The organism is Streptomyces sp. NH27, from assembly GCF_056859195.1.
In genome coordinates this window covers 1-20063 of record NZ_JACEGK010000073.1, presented here as the reverse complement: position 1 = coordinate 20063, position 20063 = coordinate 1, and the positions used below count along the sequence as shown (strand labels likewise).

Annotated in this window: 12 protein-coding genes; 4 read left to right on the top strand and 8 right to left on the bottom strand. The window is 71.0% G+C overall.

Annotation, left to right across the window (positions count from 1 at the left end):
• Positions 1-58 precede the first annotated feature (58 nt).
• Complete coding sequence (pgm, locus tag AC13HU_RS08970; protein ID WP_483041240.1) at positions 59-1699, bottom strand: phosphoglucomutase (alpha-D-glucose-1,6-bisphosphate-dependent); 1641 nt, start codon at positions 1697-1699, stop codon at positions 59-61.
• A 218-nt stretch (positions 1700-1917) separates the two neighbouring features.
• On the opposite strand from pgm, the gene AC13HU_RS08965 reads away from it, so the two are divergent.
• The gene (locus tag AC13HU_RS08965) at positions 1918-3429 is read left to right on the top strand and encodes a DHA2 family efflux MFS transporter permease subunit (RefSeq protein WP_483041239.1); all 1512 of its coding nucleotides are present in this window, start codon (positions 1918-1920) and stop codon (positions 3427-3429) included.
• A gap of 146 nt (positions 3430-3575) precedes the next feature.
• On the opposite strand, the gene AC13HU_RS08960 is transcribed toward AC13HU_RS08965, so the two are convergent.
• From AC13HU_RS08960 to AC13HU_RS08930, 7 genes are all read right to left on the bottom strand, one after another.
• Positions 3576-4040 carry a MarR family winged helix-turn-helix transcriptional regulator gene (locus tag AC13HU_RS08960; RefSeq protein ID WP_483041238.1) on the bottom strand — a complete coding sequence of 155 codons (465 nt, stop codon included), beginning with the start codon at positions 4038-4040 and terminating at the stop codon, positions 3576-3578.
• Between the two features lie 29 nt (positions 4041-4069).
• Positions 4070-5788, bottom strand: coding sequence for an MFS transporter (locus tag AC13HU_RS08955; protein ID WP_483041237.1), 1719 nt, complete (start codon positions 5786-5788; stop codon positions 4070-4072).
• 238 nt (positions 5789-6026) lie between these two features.
• Positions 6027-6539: a mycothiol transferase gene (locus AC13HU_RS08950; RefSeq protein WP_483041236.1), complete on the bottom strand. Its 513-nt coding sequence runs from the start codon at positions 6537-6539 to the stop codon at positions 6027-6029.
• Between the two features lie 219 nt (positions 6540-6758).
• Positions 6759-11039 (bottom strand): discoidin domain-containing protein, encoded by a 4281-nt coding sequence (locus AC13HU_RS08945; RefSeq protein WP_483041235.1) that lies wholly within the window; start codon positions 11037-11039, stop codon positions 6759-6761.
• Positions 11040-11499: 460 nt separating this feature from the next.
• Positions 11500-12024, bottom strand: coding sequence for a GNAT family N-acetyltransferase (locus AC13HU_RS08940; protein WP_483041234.1), 525 nt, complete (start codon positions 12022-12024; stop codon positions 11500-11502).
• Positions 12021-12797 carry a protein kinase family protein gene (locus AC13HU_RS08935; RefSeq protein WP_483041233.1) on the bottom strand — a complete coding sequence of 259 codons (777 nt, stop codon included), beginning with the start codon at positions 12795-12797 and terminating at the stop codon, positions 12021-12023. Before AC13HU_RS08935 ends, AC13HU_RS08940 begins: the two co-directional genes overlap by 4 nt.
• A 150-nt stretch (positions 12798-12947) precedes the next feature.
• On the bottom strand, positions 12948-14213 hold the full coding sequence (locus AC13HU_RS08930) for an FUSC family protein (RefSeq protein ID WP_483041232.1): 1266 nt from the start codon (positions 14211-14213) through the stop codon (positions 12948-12950).
• A 297-nt stretch (positions 14214-14510) separates the two neighbouring features.
• Between AC13HU_RS08930 and AC13HU_RS08925 the strand changes: the two genes are divergently transcribed.
• The 3 genes from AC13HU_RS08925 to AC13HU_RS08915 all read left to right on the top strand — a co-directional run.
• Complete coding sequence (locus AC13HU_RS08925) at positions 14511-16235, top strand: discoidin domain-containing protein (RefSeq protein WP_483041231.1); 1725 nt, start codon at positions 14511-14513, stop codon at positions 16233-16235.
• A 243-nt stretch (positions 16236-16478) separates the two neighbouring features.
• The gene (locus tag AC13HU_RS08920; protein WP_483041230.1) at positions 16479-17705 is read left to right on the top strand and encodes a beta-1,3-glucanase family protein; all 1227 of its coding nucleotides are present in this window, start codon (positions 16479-16481) and stop codon (positions 17703-17705) included.
• Positions 17706-18308: 603 nt separating this feature from the next.
• Positions 18309-20063, top strand: a 1755-nt coding sequence (locus tag AC13HU_RS08915; RefSeq protein ID WP_483041229.1) for a PAS domain-containing protein, incomplete at its 3' end; no start/stop codon positions are given.

Sequence of the window (20063 nt, the reverse complement as noted above, 5' to 3'; positions counted from 1 at the left end):
CACACACGCCCGGGCCGCCCTTCCGCCCTGCCGTCCTGCCACCGTCAGCCGTCAGCCGTCAGGCGCCGAGCGCTCCCGAGACCATCGCCTTGGCCTCGTCCTGCACCCGGGCCAGGTGCTCCGGGCCCTGGAACGACTCGGCGTAGACCTTGTAGACGTCCTCGGTGCCCGACGGGCGCGCGGCGAACCAGGCGCTGTCGGTGCAGACCTTGATGCCGCCGAGCGGGGCGCCGTTGCCGGGTGCCTCGGTGAGCACGGCGGTGACCGGCTCGCCGGCCAGTTCACGGGCGGGCACCTGGTCGGGCGAGAGCTTGGCCAGGACGGCCTTCTGCTCGCGGTCGGCGGGCGCGTCGATCCGGGCGTAGGCGGGCGCGCCGAACTTCGCGGTGAGGTCGGCGTAGTGCTCGGAGGGGCTGCGGCCGGTGACCGCAGTGATCTCGGCGGCGAGCAGCGCCAGCAGGATGCCGTCCTTGTCGGTGGTCCACACGCTGCCGTCGCGGCGCAGGAAGGACGCGCCCGCGGACTCCTCGCCGCCGAAGGCGAGGGTGCCGCCGAGCAGCCCGTCCACGAACCACTTGAAGCCGACCGGGACTTCGGTGAGGGTGCGGCCGAGGCCGGCCACCACCTTGTCGATCATCGACGAGGAGACCAGGGTCTTGCCGATGGCCAGGTCCTCGCCCCACTGCTCGCGGTGCCCGGCGAGGTAGTCGATCGCCACCGCCAGGTAGTGGTTGGGGTTCATCAGGCCGCCGTCGGGGGTGACGATGCCGTGCCGGTCGGCGTCCGCGTCGTTGCCGGTGGCGACGGCGTACTCGTCCTTGCGGGCGATCAGCGACGCCATCGCGTACGGCGAGGAGCAGTCCATCCGGATCTTGCCGTCCCAGTCGAGCGTCATGAACCGCCAGGTCGGGTCGGCGTACGGGTTGACCACGGTGAGGTCCAGGCCGTGGCGTTCGCCGATCGCGCCCCAGTAGCCGACCGAGGCGCCGCCGAGCGGGTCGGCGCCGATGCGTACGCCCGCGCGGCGCACCGCGTCCAGGTCGAGGACGTGCGGCAGGTCGTCGACGTACCCGCCCAGGAAGTCGTACCGGCCGGTGGTGTCGGCGGCCAGCGCGCGGGCGTAGGGGATGCGGCGCACCTCGCGCAGCCCGTCCGCGATCGCCGCGTTGGCGCGGTCCTGGATCCAGCCGGTGGCGTCGGAGCCGGCCGGACCGCCGGTGGGCGGGTTGTACTTGAAGCCGCCGTCGCGGGGCGGGTTGTGCGAGGGGGTGACGACGACGCCGTCCGCAAGTCCGGTGGTACGCCCCCGGTTGTACGTCAGGATCGCGTGCGAGACGGCCGGGGTCGGGGTGAAGCCGTCGGCGGCGTCGATCAGGACGGTCACGCCGTTCGCGGCGAAGACCTCCAGCGCGGTGACCCGGGCGGGCTCGGACAGCGCGTGCGTGTCGGCGCCGAGGAACAGCGGGCCGTCGGTGCCCTGCGCGCCGCGGTACTCGCAGATGGCCTGGCTGGTCGCGGCGATGTGGTCCTCGTTGAACGCCGTGTCCAGCGCCGAGCCGCGGTGACCGGAGGTACCGAACGCCACCCGTTGCCCGGGCTCGCCCGGATCCGGGTGCAGGGCGTAGTACGCGGTGACCAGGCGGGGTACGTCGACCAGGTCCTCCGGCCGGGCGGGTGTTCCGGCACGCTCGTGCGGCATCCTGCACTCCTTCTCGCTGCTGGCTGTCGTGGTGGGTGGCCTGCCCTGCCCGCCTATTCTCACGTGTCGCCCCGCCGGGCCGACACGGCCTCGCCGCACGGCCCGTATCCGCCCCGCGGTCCTTAAGATGGTGACGCTTCGACAGGTGCCGGCGGGCGGCTGCCGGACGGGGCGGGCGGCGCAGGGCAGACACCCGGCGCGCGGGAGAGGCGGAGACGATGGCCACGGCTGGGCTGCCGGCATCGGACGGTGTACGGCTGGCGTCCCGCACCGGGCGGTGGGTACTGGCCTGCTCGGTGCTCGGCTCGGGCATGGCGATGCTGGACGGCACGATCGTCAACATCGCGTTGCCGCGGCTGGGCGAGGACCTGGGCGCGTCACTGGCCACCTTGCAGTGGACGGTCAACGGCTACCTGCTGACGCTGGCCGGGCTGATCCTGCTCGGCGGCGGGCTCGGCGACCGGTACGGGCGGCGGCGGGTGTTCACGGTCGGCGTGGTGTGGTTCGCGCTGGCGTCCGCGCTGTGCGGGATCGCGCAGGACAGCACCATGCTGATCGCCTCCCGGGCCCTGCAGGGCGTGGGCGGCGCGCTGTTGACGCCGGGTTCGCTGGCGCTGGTGCAGTCCACCTTCCGGCCGGAGGACCGGGCGAAGGCGGTCGGCGCGTGGTCGGGTCTGGGCGGGGTGGCGGGCGCGGTCGGGCCGTTCCTGGGCGGTTGGCTGGTGGACGGGCCGGGCTGGCGGTGGATCTTCTTCATCAACGTGCCGCTGGGCGCGCTGGTCGTGGCGATCGCGGTGCGGCACGTGCCGGAGAGCCGGGACCGTAACGCGTCCGGGTCCTTCGACATCGCCGGGGCGGCGCTGGCCGCGCTGTGCCTGGCCGGGATCACCTACGCGCTGATCAGCGCGTCGAGCCATCCCTCGCCGCTGTCGGTGGGACTGCCGGTGCTCGCCGGGGTGCTGTGCGGAGTGGCGTTCCTGCGCACCGAACGGGTCAGGACGCACCCGATGTTGCCGCTGTACATCTTCTCCTCCCGGCTGTTCACCGCGATGAACCTGGTGACGCTGTGTCTGTACGCGGCGATCGGCGGGGTGTTCTTCCTGCTGCCGGTGCAGTTGCAGGTCGCCGCCGGGTACAGCGCGCTGCGCGCGGGCCTGGCGACGCTGCCGGTCACGGTGCTGATGCTGCTGTTCTCCGCGCCCGCGGGAGCGCTCGCCCAGCGGATCGGGCCGCGCCGGCCGCTCACGGTGGGGCCGCTGCTCGCCGCCGCGGGCATGCTGCTGCTCACCCGGATCTCGCCGGGCTCCTCCTCCTACCTGCTGGACGTGCTGCCCGCGGTCGTGGTGCAGGGCCTCGGTATGAGCCTGTTCGTGGCGCCGTTGACCGCCACCGTCCTCGCCTCGGTCGAGGTGGACCACGCCGGGGTGGCCAGCGGCGTCAACAACGCGGCGGCCCGGGTCGCCCAACTCCTCGTCGTCGCCGCCCTGCCGCTGGCCATCGGGCTGTCCGACAACGCGTACACCTCGCCGCACGCGGTCAATGCCGCGTTCGGCAAGGCGATGGTGATCTGTGCGGGCCTGTGCGCGGGCGGCGCCGCCCTCGCCGCCTTCCTCGTCCCCTCCCATACGGTGCTCTCCGAGGGTGACGCCGACAACGTGGAACCGCAGTGCACCGCGAACTGCGGCTTCTCCGCGCCCCCTTTGGAGCCGGGCAGCTCCCGGGTGCCCTGACCCCCGGGTTGCTGCGGCTCTGCCCGCGTCAAGCACGGAGCGAGCCGCACGTACGCAGACTCAGGGGCGCTGGGGGCACCTCCCGGCGAAGCCAGGGGGAGAACTGCGCGACAAGCCACAGCGGACCGCAAGGCCCCTGACGGTGCTCAGCCGGGCGAGTTGTCGGGTGGGGCCACTTCCGTGAGGAGTAGCTCCAGCACCGGCAACGCCGCGCTCAACGTCTCGCGTTGTTCCGGCGTGAGCCGGCCCATGCGCCGGGCCAGCAGCTCCGATCGTTCGCGCCGGATACGGTCGAGCAGGGCGCGGCCCTCCCCGTGGATGCTCACCAGCGAGGAACGCCCGTCGCTGGGATCGGGCTCCTTCCCGATGAGCCCGGCCTCGGCCAGCGGCCGCACCGTACGCGTGAGGGTCGGCGCGGCGACCTGCTCGCGCGCGGCGAGTTCACCGAGCCGGATCGGCCCGAACTGCTCGATCCTGGCGAGCGCCGAAAGCTGCGCGTAGGTCAGGTTGAGGTCGTCCGCCGACGCCTGCGCGAGCTGGCGGTACAGGCGGGCGACGATCAGTGCGACGGCGGCCGGTGAGGCGCCCCCGCGCCCGTCGTGCTCGGTCATGTCGGGGACGCCTCCTTCGGTCGTACGTGTCAGCCCTGCTTCTCGGGAACCTTGCGCGCGCGGATCAGGGACGCACCCGCCGCGACCAAGGACATCACGATCGCGAGGGCGAACACCACGACCAGGCCGTCGTGGAAGGGCCCGGAGATCAGATGCGGGAAGAACTCCCGTCCGGTGAGCGTGTGCGCGTTCCCCTTGGGCAGCTTGCCGAGCAGGTCGGGGCCGAGCAGCTGCTGGATCGGGTTGTACCCGAGGAACGCGGCGAACAGGGTGCCGACCGGGGGCAGGTTCGCCACCTGGTGGGCGTTGGCCGACGGCACTCCCTGGGCCATCAGCCCGGTGCTGAGGGTGTTCGGCAGCGAGCGGGCCAGCCCGGCCACCATGAGCGAGAAGAACACGCCGATGGACAGCACCATGCCGGCGTTCTGGAAGGTGGCCCGCATGCCGGAGGCGGCGCCTCGGGATTCGGCGGGCACGCTCGCCATGATGATCGAGGTGTTGGGTGCGGCGAACAGGCCGCCGCCGAGGCCGTTGAGGAAGACCACGAGCGCGAAGACCCAGTAGCTGAAGTTCGTCGGGATGAGCAGCAGTCCGGCGAAGGAACCGGCCATCACCACGAAGCCCGCGGAGGCGAACAGCCGGGCGCCGTAGCGGTCGGAGAGCGCGCCCGCGACGGGACCGGCGGCCAGGAAGCCGACGGTCAGCGGCAGCAGGTAGATGCCCGCCCACAGCGGGGTGTCGGCGTAGTTGTAGCCGTGCAGCGGCAGCCAGATGCCCTGGAGCCAGATGATCAGCATGAACTGGAGGCCGCCGCGGGCGATGGAGCCGAGCAGGGTGGCCGCGTTGCCGCCGGCGAAGGCCGCGTTGCGGAAGAGTTCGAGCGGGAACATCGGCTCGGCGACGCGCGACTCGATCAGGCAGAAGGCGACGAGCAGCACGACGCCGCCGATCAACCCGGCCAGCACCCAGGGGTTGGTCCAGCCCATGGTGTGGCCGCCGTAGGGCTGGATGCCGTAGGTGATGCCGGCGAGCAGCGCGGTCAGGCCGACGGCGAAGGTGATGTTGCCCCACCAGTCCATCTTCGCGGGGCGGCGGACGCCGGTGTCGTGCAGGGAGCGGTAGGCCCACACGGTGCCGATCAGGCCGATCGGGACGTTCACCCAGAAGATGGAGCGCCAGTTCCACTCGGCGAGCAGGCCGCCGAGCACCAGGCCGATGAAGGAAGCGGCAATGCCGGCCACCATGTTGACGCCGAGCGCCATGCCGCGCTGCCGGGCCGGGAAGGCGTCGGTGATGATCGCCGCGGAGTTGGCCATCAGCATGGAGCCGCCGACCGCCTGGGCGACGCGCCAGCCGATCAGCCACAGGGCGCCGCCGCCGCCGTGCATCGGGTCGACGGAGAGGATCACCGAGGTGATGGTGAAGATCAGGAAGCCCGCGTTGTAGATCTTGACCCGGCCGAGGATGTCTCCGAGCCGGCCGAGGGTGACCACCAGGACCGCGGTGACGAGCATGTAGCCCATCAGCATCCACAGCAGGTAGCTCACGTTGCCGGGTTGGAGAGGGTCGAGGTGGATGCCGTTGAAGATCGCGGGCAGTGAGATGAGCACGATCGAGGAGTTGATCGTGGCGATGAGCATGCCGAGCGTCGTGTTGGACAGCGCCACCCACTTGTAGTGCGGATGGTCGGCGGAGATACGCGGGGGACGCCGCTGTATTCGTGCCGTCGAGTCTTCTTCGGTCGCCATGCGGCGGTCACACCCCAGCCGGAGAGCAGTTAGTTAACTTAGGTTAAGTAACTCTATCACCGGGGGTAGCCGCCTTGCAGGGCGGTTCGAGGGCGCCGATGGGGTGCGGGGAGCGCGCACACGAGGGGGCGCGCTCCCCTCCGGCCAGGGCTCGACGGCGAGTTGACGGGGAGGCAGTGTTTTGGAAGGAGCGTCGTCCGCCCGCCGGGCGGGGCCCGCGGTGTCTGGCGCGAACGGCCTAGCGGCGGCGCAGCAGGACGCCCCGGATGAGGGCGGCCTGGCCGGCGTGCTGGAGGTCGTCGCCGATCACGCTGATCAGGCGGACCCCGAGGGTGACCGGCGGGTCCCAGCGCTCGTCGACGACCTGGTCGAGGTCGCCGTCGGTCAGGCCGCCCAGGTAGTCGACGGTGGCCGCGTGCACGGCGTCGTAGTACCCGATGAGCAGTGCCGGTTCGGCGACCTCGACCTGGCCGGCCTGCGCGGCGCTGTGGCCGTAGCCGATCGAGCCGGTGGGGAAGGGCAGGTCGAAGCGTTTGTCCCAGCCGTCGGCGGTCCAGACCTGTTCACGGCCGGCCACGTCGGCGATGTGGTCGTCCTGGACCCGGGCGAGGTGCCAGACCAGCCAGCCGACCGAGTTGGCCTCCTCGTCCAGGCGTACGGCCAGTTCCTCGGCGGTCAGGCCGTCGACGGCGGAGTGCACGACCTCCTGGATACGGCCGTAGGCGTCGGCGAGGACTTCAGCGGTGTTCATCAAGTGCTCCAGCGGCTTGTCGAAGGTGATTCCATGGTGCTTCCACCGAGGGAAATCCCCGCAGTCCTCGCATTGTTCCCGCCCGGCCCGCCGCCCGGGCGCACCCGCCACGCACAGGGCGTGCCCGCATTCATGGTTCGAACGCGGGCACGCCCCGGGCGCGTTCAGCTCTCCTCGCTGTCGATCCCTCCTCTCACGCCGTCAACCGGGCTTCCGCGCTCAGTTGTTGACGTCGATGGTGAAGGTGGACGTGGTGTTCTCGATGTCCACCGCGTTGTCGCTCTCGGTCAGTCCGTTGATCGTCACCGATCCGTCGGCCGGGCCCTGGCCCGCTTCCGGCTGCGGGTTCGCCCACAGACCGAAGCCGGACTTCGCGTCGTAGGTGTCACCGCTCTTGTGCGCGCCGGTCACCGACAGGTCGGTGATGGTGGTGTCCGTGATCGGGTTGAGCGGCGTGCTGCCGTTCCACTTGGTCTGGAACATCACGCCGGAGTAGGTCGGGTCGCTGATGTCGATGTCGCTGAGTCGCAGGCCCTGCAGCTTGAACTCCGCCGAGTAGATCCACAGTCCCGGGAAGGTCTGCGCGCCCCAGAAGTGGCCGCCGTCCCTGGCCAGCGTGATGTTGGAGAAGTTCGTCTGCGGCGAGGACTCGAAGCCCAGGGCGGGGATGCCGCCGAAGGCCAGCGACCCGATCGTCACACCCGGGTAGGTGAGGCTGTCGGCGATGTAGAGGTTGCTGAAGGTGTTGCCGCCACCGCCGTAGACCGCGAGGCCCGCGGCGCGCCACACGGTCTGCACGCTGAGGTTGGAGAAGGTGTTGCCGGTCTCCTGCTCGTTGTGGTTGTCGATCGCCGGGAACAGCGCGAAGCTGTCGTCGCCGGTGGACCGCGCCTCGTCGTTGCTGATCGTGTTGCCGGTGGAGCCGTTGGTCAGGTTGACGCCGTCCGCGAAGGTGTCCCGGATGCGCAGGTTCGTGAAGTGCGAGTCGTCGACGTTCGTCGCCCACACCCCGCAGATCATGTGCTCGACCCACAGGTTGTCGATGGTCAGGTCGGACACTCCGCTGAGGTCGAAGACCTTGCCCGGACCGTCGATCCGGCTGGTGTAGTTGCCGAAGAAGGCGAACCCGGTGAAGGTCGAACCGTCCGCGGTGCTCTGCACCGTGAAGCCGCCGTCGGTGTCCGACTGGGTCTGCGGCGTGGTGAACTGCGTGAGCCACGGGCCCGCGCCGATCACCTTGACCGCCCGCCCGTAGACGTTGAACTTGCTGGACACCTGGTAGGTGCCGGCGGGCAGGTAGACACCGAGCTTGGTGGTGTCCTGCCGCGCGGTGTCCAGCGCGTTCTGCACGTCCTGTTGGGTGAAGCCGGCCGGTACGACGTACTTCGTCGCGTCGGGGTTCGGCGTCGCGGTGACCTGCTCCAGGTCGATGTAGTCGATGTTGTAGTAGGCCGCGGTGTTCGCCGCGTCCTTCTGCAACCTGATGGTGTGACCGGCCGGCACGGTGGTGCCGAGCAGTACGTTCGCCTCGTCGTAGATGTGCCGCGGGCCGCCGGAGCCGGCCGACTTGGTGGGGCTCGCCTCGTCGCCGTACAGCCACTCGTACTTCGAGGTCAGGCTGATCGTCTTCAGCAGGGTCCCGTCGACGTAGACGTCCAGCGAGGTGGAGTCGGTGCCGTCGGGGATGTTGAAGCGGGTGACCAGCGTGTTGGTGTCCGCGCGGGTGGTCCACTGCACGTACTGGCCGTTGCCGCCCAGGTGCACGGCCTGCCGGCCGGACGCCTCGCCGGCCGGGTCGCCGATGGTGCGGTTCGGCCCGAGGACCGTCGCGCCGCCGCCGATCACGCCGTCCTCCGCCTCGTAGGCGTCGTACGGCATGTTGGCGCCGCGGCCCACGAAGAAGGACTGGTTGTCGGTGTTGTTGGCCTGCTTGATCGGCACCTCGTCGGCGTCGACCGCGACGACCGTCTTCACCGTGTACTTGCCGTTGACTGCCGTCCAACTGCCCAGGCTCACCGGGGCGGTGGTGGCGCCGACGGCGATCGCACCGCTGTAGGAGCCGGTGAGGGTCTTCACCACGCTGCCGCTGGTCGTGTCGATGACCGACACGGTGATGGCGTGCGCGCCGGAGGCCGAGGCGATAGTGCCCTGGTTCTTGATCGCCACCGTGAAGTTGGTGTTCTGGCCCGCGGACGGGTTGCCCGGCGACCAGGCGGTCACCGGCAGCAGGTCGGAGCTGTCGACCGGCTTGACCACCAGCGGGTTCGGCGCGGTGTAGTTGTTGTTGGTCTTGTTCTGCTCGATCACCAGGTTGGCCTCGTCGACCTTCGCGGTGAGCTGGTAGCTGCCGGAGTTCTCGGCGCCGATGTTCGCCGTGGCGGTGGTGCTGCCACCGGCCGCCAGGGCACCGACGTTCGCGGTACCGACCTTGGTGGTGCCCAGGTAGAAGTTGACGTTGGTCGCCGGTGCGGCGTTGGTGCCGATGTTCTGCACCGTGGCGCTCAGCGTGATCGGGTCGGTCTCCACCGGGGCGGCCGGAGACGCGGTCAGCGCGCTCACCGTCAGGTCCGGGTTGGGCCCGGGCACCCCGATGACCTGGACCTCGGCCGCCTGGCCGCCGCCCGCACCGGAGTTGTTGCTGAAGGTCAGCCGCACGTCGGCGACCCGCGCGGTGACCGGGATGGTCACGCTGTTGCCGGTGGCCGGGTCGAAGCTGTACTGCTTGGCCGCCGAGATCTGGCTGAAGTCGGTCGCGGACTGCTCGCGGCCGTCGATCTCGATGGTCTGGGTGCGCGCGCCCCAGGCGCTGGACGGGTTGAGCTTCACCACGACCTGGCTGGTGTCCACGTTCGCACCGAGCTTGATCGTCAGCGAACTGGTGCCGGTACCCTCCCAGTAGGTGCTGGTGTCGTCGTCGTTGGCGTTCGTGGCGACGAAGTTCTGCACCGTGGAGGAGGCCGTGATCGGCTTGCCGACGGCCTGGTTGGTGCCGTCGGTGGGTGAAGTGCCGTTACGGGTCACCGTGTTGCTGTTCGCCGACTCGTTGCCGGCCGCGTCCACGGCCCGTACGTAGTACGTGACGGTGGCGGTGTCCGGCTGGCTGTCGGTGTAGCTGAGGGTGTCGCCCGCGGTGGTGGCGGCCTTGGTGCCGTTGCGGAACACCTCGTAGCCGGTGACCGCGACATTGTCGCTCGCCGCGCTCCAGGTCAGCTTGATCTGGCCCGGGGCCGGCAGCGTGTAGGCCAGGTTGGTCGGCGCCGACGGGGGCTGGGTGTCGCCCGAAGTGCCGGTGCGCGTCACGCTGTTGCTGGCCGCGGACTGGTTGCCGGCCGCGTCGTGCGCCTTGACGGTGTACACCACGGTGGCCGTGTCGGGCTGGCTGTCGGTGTACGTCAGCACGTTGCCGGCCACCGAACTGCGCAGGGTGCCGTTGGCGTAGATGTCGTACCCGGTGACACCGACGTTGTCGGTGGAAGCGCTCCAGGTCAGCTTGATCTGGCCCGAAGCCGGTTGTGTGTAGGCGAGGTCGGTCGGCGCGGAGGGCGCCTGGGTGTCGCCGGTGGTCGGCCCGTACACCTCGAACTCGGAGATCTGGCCCGCGGCCCAGCCGGTGTTGCCGGTGACGTTCAGCCGGACGTAGCGGGTCGTGGTCGAGTCGAAGGTGATCGTCACCGTGTTGCCGGCGGCCGGGTCGAAGTTGTAGCCGGCCGAGGCGACGATGTCGGAGAAGGTGCTGCCGTCCGTGCTGCCCTGCACCGCCAGCGTCTCGGTACGGGCGGCCCACGAGGTGGCCGGCGGCAGCTTCAGCACGACCTTGTTCACCGGAACCGCGCTGCCCAGGTCCACCCGGAGCCATTGCGGGAAGGCGTTGTTGGCGCTCTCCCAGTAGGTGTTCGCGTCGCCGTCGACCGCGTTGCCGGACGGGTAGACGTCGTTGTGGCTCGACTCGGCGGTCGGGCGGCCCGCGGCGAGGTTGTCCGTGGAGGCGGCGGCCGCACGCACGGTCAACTCCGAGAGCTGCGCGGTCTTTCCGGCCGTGTTCGCCGACACCTCGGCCCGTACGTAGCGGGCCTTCTGCGCCGGGAAGGACACCTTGACCGTGTTGTCCTTGCCCGGGTCGAAGGTGTACTTCGCGGAGCTGACCAGCGTCTCGAAGCCGACCCCGTCCTCGCTGCCCTGCAACGACATGGTCTCGCTGCGCTTGCTCCAGGAGGCGGGCACCTTGAGCTGGATCTGGTCGACGACCTTGTCCTTGCCGAGGTCGATCTGGGCCCACTGCGGGAGAGCCTTGCCCGAACTCTCCCAGTACGTGCCCTGGTTGCCGTCGTTCAGGTGGGCGGCGGTGTTGCTCCCGTCGGTACTGCTGGCCGCGGCGGTCCTACCCGCGACCGCGTTCGATCCCCCCGCGGCGGTGGCGGGGATGGCCTGAACGCCCAACAGGAGCAGGCCGGCCGCGGTCACCCCCGCCACCAGCCGTGGAATGGAGCGCTTGGGTCTCATGGCGTCCCTCTGTGTCGTGGTCCGGATGAAGGAGACTCACTGACTGCACAATCCGAAACGTGCGGATCGAGCCATTGAAGTTGCACTGTTCCCATGCAGATCAATCGTGGATCTGCTCATAATTTGCGTACGTGCTGGCAGAGTGTTACAGACGCGCTACGGCGCCGTCTATCCTTGTGACAGCAACGATTCGCCTGCGGGCAACGGAAGTTGAACCACCCGCCCGCGACATCCATACGTTGAAGGGCCCCGACCGGTGGTGAGAGACCGGTACGGGGCCTTACGACCTGCAAACGGAGGGCGAGGACCCCTGCGATACGGCGTCAGCCGCGTGTCGGCGGGGTGCGCTCTGCCGGGAGGGGCCGGAGGCAAGGTGCGGCGCGCAGGCCGGGCAGGCGGACAGCGTCACGCCGGGGCCGCTCGCCCGCACGACGTAGCGCAACCGCGACCGGGGCAAGCGTCAGCCGCTCACCACGGCAGTAGACGGCGTCAGTCCCATCCGGGTGCGGTGGATCTCGTAGACCGGGTAGGTCACCGGTGCACCGTCCACCCGCCCCTGAAAGCCGGTGGTGCGGGTGAACCCGGCCTTGGCCAGCACGCGACCGGAGGCGGGGTTGTCGGGGTGATGCTTGGCGCTCAGCCGGTCCAGACGGGTGGCGGTGAACGCGTACGCGATGACCTGCCGGACGGCGGCGGTGCCGTACCCGCGCCCCCAACTGTCTTCCCGCAAGATGTAGCTCAAGGTGGCGTGACCAGCGCCACGGTCCCGGAACTTGATCACCCCGACCAGGTCATCACCGGCGGCGACACCGAAACACCACCGTACGCGGGGGCTCACCCGGGCCTGGGTCATAGCGGTGGCGACATAGGCGGTTGTCTCCGCGATGGTCATGGGGTGGCCGCGGGTGAAGGTGACGGAAGCGCCGCTGTAGATCCTTTGTACGGCCAAGACGTCGCCGGGGACCAGGCCCCGCAGCGTGATCACCGGGCCTCCTCGATGAGGGCGACCAGGTCGGCGGCGGGCCGCTCGTCGGCGACCGGTGCCATGCACGCAGTGATGATCGCCTCGAAGACGGGGAAGGACCACGGCCGGGCGTCATCGAATTGGAGGCGCTTCCCGGCGGCGATGGCCCTCAACTTGTCCGTCCGCGGGATGTCGTCGGCGTAGGGCACGGGGCGGTGTCCGGTCCAGCACCAGAACAGGGATGCGCCCAGTCCCCAGATGTCGGCCGGCGGTCGGGCCTGGATGTGGGTGTCTGTGGGGGTGGTCAGGAGGGCGTCGGCGATCTCGGGAGCGGTGGTGTGGGTCAAGGCGCCCCGGTACGGAAGACGACCCGTCAGCTCGGGCCCGCACGACAGGGCAAAGTCGAAGATGGAGGCGCGGCCGTCGGCAGTGACGAGGGCGTTGGTGGGCTGCACGTCGGCGTGGGCCCAACCGGCGGCGTGCAACCGTTCAAGCTGTCCCACCCAGGTTCGGGCGATGCCCAGAAGCCACGGCCGCACCGAGGCGTGGGCGCCCTCGGGGCCGCGTGCCAGGGCCATCGAGTTCCACAGGGGGGTTCCGTCGATCCAACGGACCGCCAGCCACCGGCCGCCCTCCCATCCGCCGGCATCGACCCGGTACCCGGGACTGAGGGCGCCCGCGTCGGCGAGGGCGAGCAGGTGCCGGTCCTCCTGGGCCAACTCCACGGCTTTGTCACGTCCAGACGCGGCCTCGGGGTTGTTGGCCTTCAACGCCGCAGTGCCCCGGGAACCCATGACCTTCCAAGCACGGGAGCCTCGCCGATCACTGAGCAGATCGCAGGTGACCGGACCCAACAGCTGCTCCAGAGCTGCTACTGCCTCGACGGGAGGTGCTGCGCCCATAGTCTGATGTCCTTCCAGTCGTGCCCGATGCGCGTCTCCGGTTCAGTCGTCCTCGCCGAACTGCCTGCGGAACGCGGCCCGTACCGGGGACGATGCGCGTAGCACCGCGCTCTTCCCGCTGAGCCGGCGCCGCATCATCGCCAGCCGCGGATGCCGCTCGCTCATCTCGCCGGACTGCCGGTCCAGTTCCTCCACCAGCCGCTCGGAGCGCTTCTCCACGGCGAGTTCGTCCAGGATGCGGTCCACCTCCGCGAGCAGCGCCCCGTGCAACTGCCACTGCCGCGGATGCGACTGCACCCCGGCCAGCAGCAGGTCCGCCACCCGGTCCCGGACCAGCGCGGCGTCGGAGAGCGCCTCCGCGAGCCGCTCCTCGGCGGTCTGCGCGTTCGCCGATACCTGGGTGGTGATCAGCACCGCGAAGCTCTCGACAGCGCCCGCCACATGGTCGAACAGCCGCTCCAGCTCGCGGCCGATCTCGTCCGGGAAGAGCGGTTCACCGGTGCGTTTCTTGGCCAGGTCGGTGAGCGTGCGCGAGAGCACCCGCAGCACCACCGCGCAGATCTCCAGGGTGTCCAGCCCGGTGCGCAGCACCACCCGGGACAGCAGCCCCTCGCGCACCCGGGGGTTGAACCGCAGGCTGTCCTCGGCCTGCCGCAGCGACGCGTCCACCTCGGTGATGTCGTGGTCGACCTCGCGCGCCTCGTGCAGCCGGGCCGCCGCGCGCTCGACCGACAGGTGCCCGGCGACCTGCCCGCCGATGTCGCGGAAGAGCCCGCCCATCCGGTGCGCCATCTCCTCGATCGACCCGCCCGCGGACTGTACCCACACCGGTGGGGCGAACAGCAGGTTGAACAGCAGGCCGACCGCGGCGCCGATCAGCGTCTCGTAGATACGGTCCCAGGCGGCGCTGCCCACCTTGGTGACGCCGAGCACCAGCATCGCGGAGATCGCCACCTCCGCCTCGAAGTCCCCCACCCGCACCACCCGCCCGACGAGCAGCGCGGTGAGGATGATCAGACCGAGACTCCACCAGCTCAGCCCGACCAGCGAGCTGAAGGCGATCGCGATGACCACGCCGACCACGACCGCGTTGACCCGCTGGATGCTGGTCAGGAAGGTGGAGTAGAGGGTGACCTGGACCACCAGCAGGGCGGTGAGCGGCGCGGTCAGCGGGACCGGATGCGGCAGCAACCAGATCGCGACGAGGTAGGAGATGACGGCCGCGGCCGTGGACCGGAGGATCTGTGTGACCGCCGGCTCCGCGGTCCAGCGGACCAGCTTGACCATCGGTTCTGGTACGTCGGGCATCCCGTGCCCTTTCCCGCTCTCGGCGATCTCACTGCTGCCGGGTCAGCCTAGGGTCGATCTCCACCCGGGCAGGTCATGGCGCGCGGGCGGCCGCCGGCCCCCGGATCTCCGCCGGGCCTTCGGCGCAGCGGTCCGGGTTCGGCCGGACATCCCTCCGGCGCGCCGCGTCAAGGTCTTGGACACATCAACTGCCAACGGCACCAATCTCGTTCACTTTCTTGACGGGTCAGCAACAGCGCCGTAATCATCACAACATTCAGAGAGCGCTCTCTCACCCGCGACATCCAGGAGAAGGTCGTGACTGGCAACCCCCCACATCTGCCCGGACCCACCCCCAGACGTTTTTCCCGTTCCCTCATCTTCGCGTGTGTCGCGGCGCTGGTCGCCGCCTTCGCACTGGCGATCACCCAGACCCCGGCGCGGGCCGCGGGCACGCTGCTGTCGCAGGGGAAGCCGGCCACGGCCTCCTCGACCGAGAACGTCGGCACCCCGGCCTCCGCCGCGGTGGACGGCGACAACGGCACCCGCTGGTCCAGCGCCGCATCCGACCCGCAGTGGCTCCAGGTCGACCTCGGCGCCACCGCGACGCTCGACTCGGTCACCCTCAACTGGGAGGCCGCGTACGCGAAGGCGTACCAGATCCAGACCTCCGCAGACGGCACCAACTGGACGAGCGCCTACTCGACCACCACCGGCAAGGGCGGCACGGAGACGGTTTCCGTAAACGGTTCCGGGCGCTATGTCCGGCTGTATACGACACAGCGCGCCACCCAGTACGGCGTGTCGCTGTGGGAGTTCCAGGTGCACGGCACCGCCGGTGGCGGTGACGGGGGCACCACTCCCCCGCCCGGCGACGCGACGCTGCTCTCGTACGGCAAGCCCGCCACCGCCTCCTCGTACCAGGACGACGGGAACTGCGGCGGCTGCACCCCGGCGAAGGCGTTCGACCACGACCCGGCCACCCGCTGGGCGACCAGCGACGTGACCGGCTGGGTGGACCCCGGCTGGATCCAGGTGGACCTGGGCGCGACCGCGCACATCACCCAGGTGGTCCTGCAGTGGGACCCGGCGTACGCGACCTCGTACCAGATCCAGACCTCCGCAGACGGCACCAACTGGACGAGCATCTACTCGACCACCACCGGCAAGGGGTTCAAGGAGACCCTGGACGTCGACGGCACCGGCCGCTACGTGCGGATGTACGGCACCGCGCGCAGCAACGGCTACGGCTACTCGCTGTACGACTTCGACGTGTACGGCACCGGTGGCGACCCGACGGCGCCGCCGGCCGCGCCGCCGAACCCGGGCAACCCCGAGAAGGTCGTCTTCGACGACGAGTTCGACGGACCGGCGGGCAGCGAGCCGGACTCCTCGAAGTGGAGCCAGGACCCCGGCAACGGGCAGAACGGCGAGCTGGAGACGTACACCAACGGCGACAACACCAAGATGGACGGCAACGGCAACCTGGTGATCGAGGCGGACAAGACCTCGACCGGGTACACCTCGGGCCGGATCAACACCTCGGACCACTTCAACTTCACCTACGGGCACGTGGAGGCCCGGATCAAGGTGAGCGGCACGCAGGGTTTGTGGCCGGCGTTCTGGCTGCTGGGCTCGAACTTCAAGACCGGCACGCCGTGGCCGCAGTGCGGTGAGATCGACATCATGGAGCACGTCGGCAGCGTGCCGGACGCGGTCTACTCGACGCTGCACGCACCGGCGTACAACGGCGGCAACGGCGACGGCTCGCCGTACACCGTGGCCGGCAGCGACTTCGCCACGGACTACCACACCTACGCGCTGGACTGGGACTCCGGCCACATGACGTTCTCGGTGGACGGCAACGCCTTCTTCACCGTGGACAAGGCCAACCTGGAGCAGACCAGGGGCCCTTGGATCTACGACCACCCGTTCTACATCATCCTCAACAACGCGGTGGGCGGTGACTGGCCCGGAGCCCCTGACGCCACCTCCGTCTTCCCGCAGAAGATGCTGGTCGACTACGTGCGCGTTTCGCAGTAGCGGCAGCCGGCCCCCGGCCGCTCACCGCCGGTGCCGCTCCGGCGCCGAACCTTCCCCGGCGGGCTCCTCCCCGGAGGGGCCCGCCGGGTCGGGTGCGATCCCGGCATCCCGCCGGACATGATCGCCCAACCCCCTTGTCCCCGCCGTTGGTTCAGGCCAATAGTGGAGGACCACATTCCTACCGACGGGTACGCGGGTGGTGCGGCCGCACCACCCGCGCCCCCCATCCCGCAGGAGGAGTACGTGCTCTCTCGACGATCCTTCGTCAAGGCGGTCGGCACCACCGGCCTTGCCGCGGCGGCGAGTTCCGCGGCGGGCTTCGCCGTCCTCGCGCCCCGCGCGTCCGCCGCCGGTGTCTCGCTGCCGGTCTCGCTCGCGAACAGGTCGGGCAGCAACACCGTCTACGCCTACATCAGCGGCTCCGACGACTCCGGCTGGCCGGGCTTCGTCGGCGCCGACGGCGCCTTCAACCGGCTGTCCAACCCCTCGTCGCCGGTCACCCCCGTCCCCGACTACGCGATCCCGCTGGGCGGTTCGGGCTCGGCGGCGACCACGGTCACCCTCCAGGAGTACGTGATCGGCGGGCGCGTCTGGTTCTCGATCGACGACCGTATCCAGTTCTTCGTCAACCCCGGCGGCGTACCGGGCCTGGTGCAGCCCGGGTTCACCAGCACCGACCCCAACTGGCAGACCCAGTGGACGTTCGCCGAGTTCACCTACAACAGCGCCAACCTCTACGCCAACATCAGCTACGTGGACATGGTCGCCCTGCCGATCGCGATGGCCAGCACCGGCGCGAGCGGCAACCAGTCGGTGAGCCCGCTGCCGGACGGCGCGCTCGCCTCGATCATCTCCGGGCTACAGGCCCAGCACGCGGCCGACGGCGCCCCCTGGGACCAGCTGGTCGCCACCAACTCCGGCGGCGCGCCGCTGCGGGTGCTCGCCCCGTCCCACTCCCCGACCGACTTCGGCGGCTACTGGGACCCCTACCTCGACGCGGTCTGGAGCCACTACGCCTCGACCCCGCTGACCATCAACGCCCAGGGCAGCTCCGGCACTTACTCCGGCCCGGTGTCCGGTGACGCGTTCGTCTTCGCCGGGCTGAACGACAACGGGGTGCCGTTCACCAGGCCCAGCGCCGTGGACATCTTCGGCTGCGCCGGCGGACCGCTCTACAACTCCGGTTCGGACGCCCGCGGCGCCGTCGCGGCCCGCCTGGCCGCAGCCCTCAACCGCAGTTCGCTGCTGGTCCCCGGCGGCGACAACCAGCCCGACGGCGTCACCCCGTCCGCGTACTACCAGGACCCGGTGACCAACCACTACGCCCGGCTGGTCCACCAGTACGCCTCGATCGGCTACGCCTTCCCCTACGACGACGTCGGCCCGACCGGCGCGGCCCCGGTCGACGGCCACCTCCAGGACCCCGCGCCGACGTCCTGGAACCTGACGCTGGGGAACGCGGGCGCGTAGCAGCGCCCCGCCGCGGCCTGCCCCGGCAGATCCCGCCCACCGGATCGGCCCAACGGTGCCCCCGACCCGTTCGGGGGCACCTCCCGTGTCGAGCGCCGAGCCGCGGGGCATGGGCCCCGCCCTCCCTGCGTACCGCCCATCGGCCGGTCCATGACGCCCGGCCCGCCACCGCCGCGGTTCGCGGCATGCTCGTCGACCCCCGCATCGAGGCCGCAGGCCGGACCGCCGCAGGCCGGACCGCCGCCGGACGGACCGCCGCCGGACGGACACGGCGCCGGACGGACACGGCGCCGACCGGCGATGCCCCCGGACAGCCCCCTTCCGGCGACGGATGAGCGCGGCGCCGGCGGGTAACGCCCGCGGCCGCTCGTCGGCCATGCCCCGCGCCCGGCCCTCAGCCGGATGGCCCAGGTGGCGGCGGACGGGGAGGCACGGTGCGTGGCGCGCCCTCCCGCCGCCCGGCCGCGGCCCGCACGCCGCGCTCCGCACCTGTTCGCACCGCGCCGACCTGCGGCGGAAGCCGGCGTCCCGGGGCGCCGGTGGGCGTTCGCGTGCCGGTCCGGGCGCCGTGGCGCCGTGAGAATACAGCGGCCGCCACGTAACGTGACCATCAGCGGCGGAACGGCCTGGGTGCCGGACGCCGGGCGCGGCAGTTCCGAGGAAGCTGAGGCGGGTGTGGCGATGAGCGGTCCCGGACACGGCGACGACGTCGCACCGGCCGGTGCCACCGACGCGCTGCGGCTGGCGGTGCTGGATGCCGCGGAGGGGTTGGGTGAGGCGGACGTCCTGCGGCTCGCGGTGCAGCAGTGCGTCGCCGCGCTGGGCGGGCTCGGCGGCCTGGCGCACCTGGCCGGCCGAGAGCACGGCACGCTCCGCCTGGCGGCGGCCGGCGGCGTACCCGACCCGGTGGCGCGCGCCTGGGAGCGGGTCGACGACCACCGCCTCGCGCCCGTACGCGCGATGGACCGGCGGCAGGTGCAGTGGTCGCCGCGCTGGCCCGACGAGCCGCGCCCGCACACCCCGGGTCACCCCGGCACTGCTGAGGCCGAGGTCGGCGGCCACCCCGCAGGGCACCCGGCGGGGCGCCCCACCGGCCGCGATCGGCGCGGGCCCGCGAACGGCAGGAGCGGCACGAACGGCGTACCGCCCGGCCTGCGCGTGTGCGGCCTGCTGTCCGCGCCGATCCTGGTGGACGGCTCCTCCGTGGGCGTGCTGTCGGTGCTCACGGAGCGCGAACCCGCGCCCGACCGGAAGCGGTTCCTCGCCGATGTGGCGGCGCTGGTGGGCGTACGGCTGCCGGTCGCCCGGCGGTGGCGCAGCGGCACCACCCCGTGGTGGCAGGAGCCGCAGGTCATCGGCGGGCAGGTGATGCGGCAGATCAGCGTCGGGACGTGGAGCTGGGAGCTGGACAGCGGGCTGCTCGACATCGACGAAGTCACCGCGGGCCTGCTGGAGTTGGCCGGCCTCGACCCGAACGCCTGGGACCACCGGATCGAGACGTGGATGGAGCGCATCCACCCCGACGACCGGCCCGGGGTGCAGGAGGCGATCGAGGAGTCGCTGGCCGACGGCCGGCCGTACGCGGTGGAGTACCGCGTCCTGGACGACGCCGGGCGGGTCAACTGGCTTGAGCTGCGGGCCGCGTGCGAGCGCGACGAGAGCGGCCGGGCGGTGCGGATGGTCGGCACCGTGTGGAACGTCACCGCGCGCCGCAACCAACTGGAGTGGCTTGCCGGGCTGTTGGAGCTCAACCCGGACCCGATCTACGTAGTGGCCGCCGACAACCGGGTGCAGTGGGCGAACCTGACCGCGCGCGAACTCGGCGGGGGCGACGGCGAGGAGCTCATCGGCCGTACCCCATGGGAGGCCGAGCCGATGCTGCGCGACCGCGGGCTGCCCGAACTCCTCGACCGGGCCAGGGCCGCGCCCGGCTCCGGGGCCACCCTGGAGGTCGACGTCGAGCGCACACCCCCGCACGGCAGGGCGTCGTACCTGGTCAGGGCGGTGGAGATCGGCGGTTTCGTGTCGATCCAGATGTCCGACACGACCGAGCGGCGGCGCGCGGAACAGGCGGCCGCCGAGCGCGGCCGGCAGGTCGCGGACCTCAACGCGGCGCTGGTCCGCGCGCTCAACACCCAGGACGTGGTCGCCGCGGTCGTGCAGCACGTACTGCCGCTGGTGCACGCCGACGGACTGGTCGTCCACGACCTGACCGGGTCCTCGCCGCGGCTGATCGGCGACACCGGCTTCTCCCCCGCCCTGGTCGAGGAGTTGCACGCCCTGCAACTGCGGCAGGCGTCGCAGCAGCCGCCGGCGGAAGGCACGGGGGCGGGGGCGGGCGCCGAGACGGGCACCGGG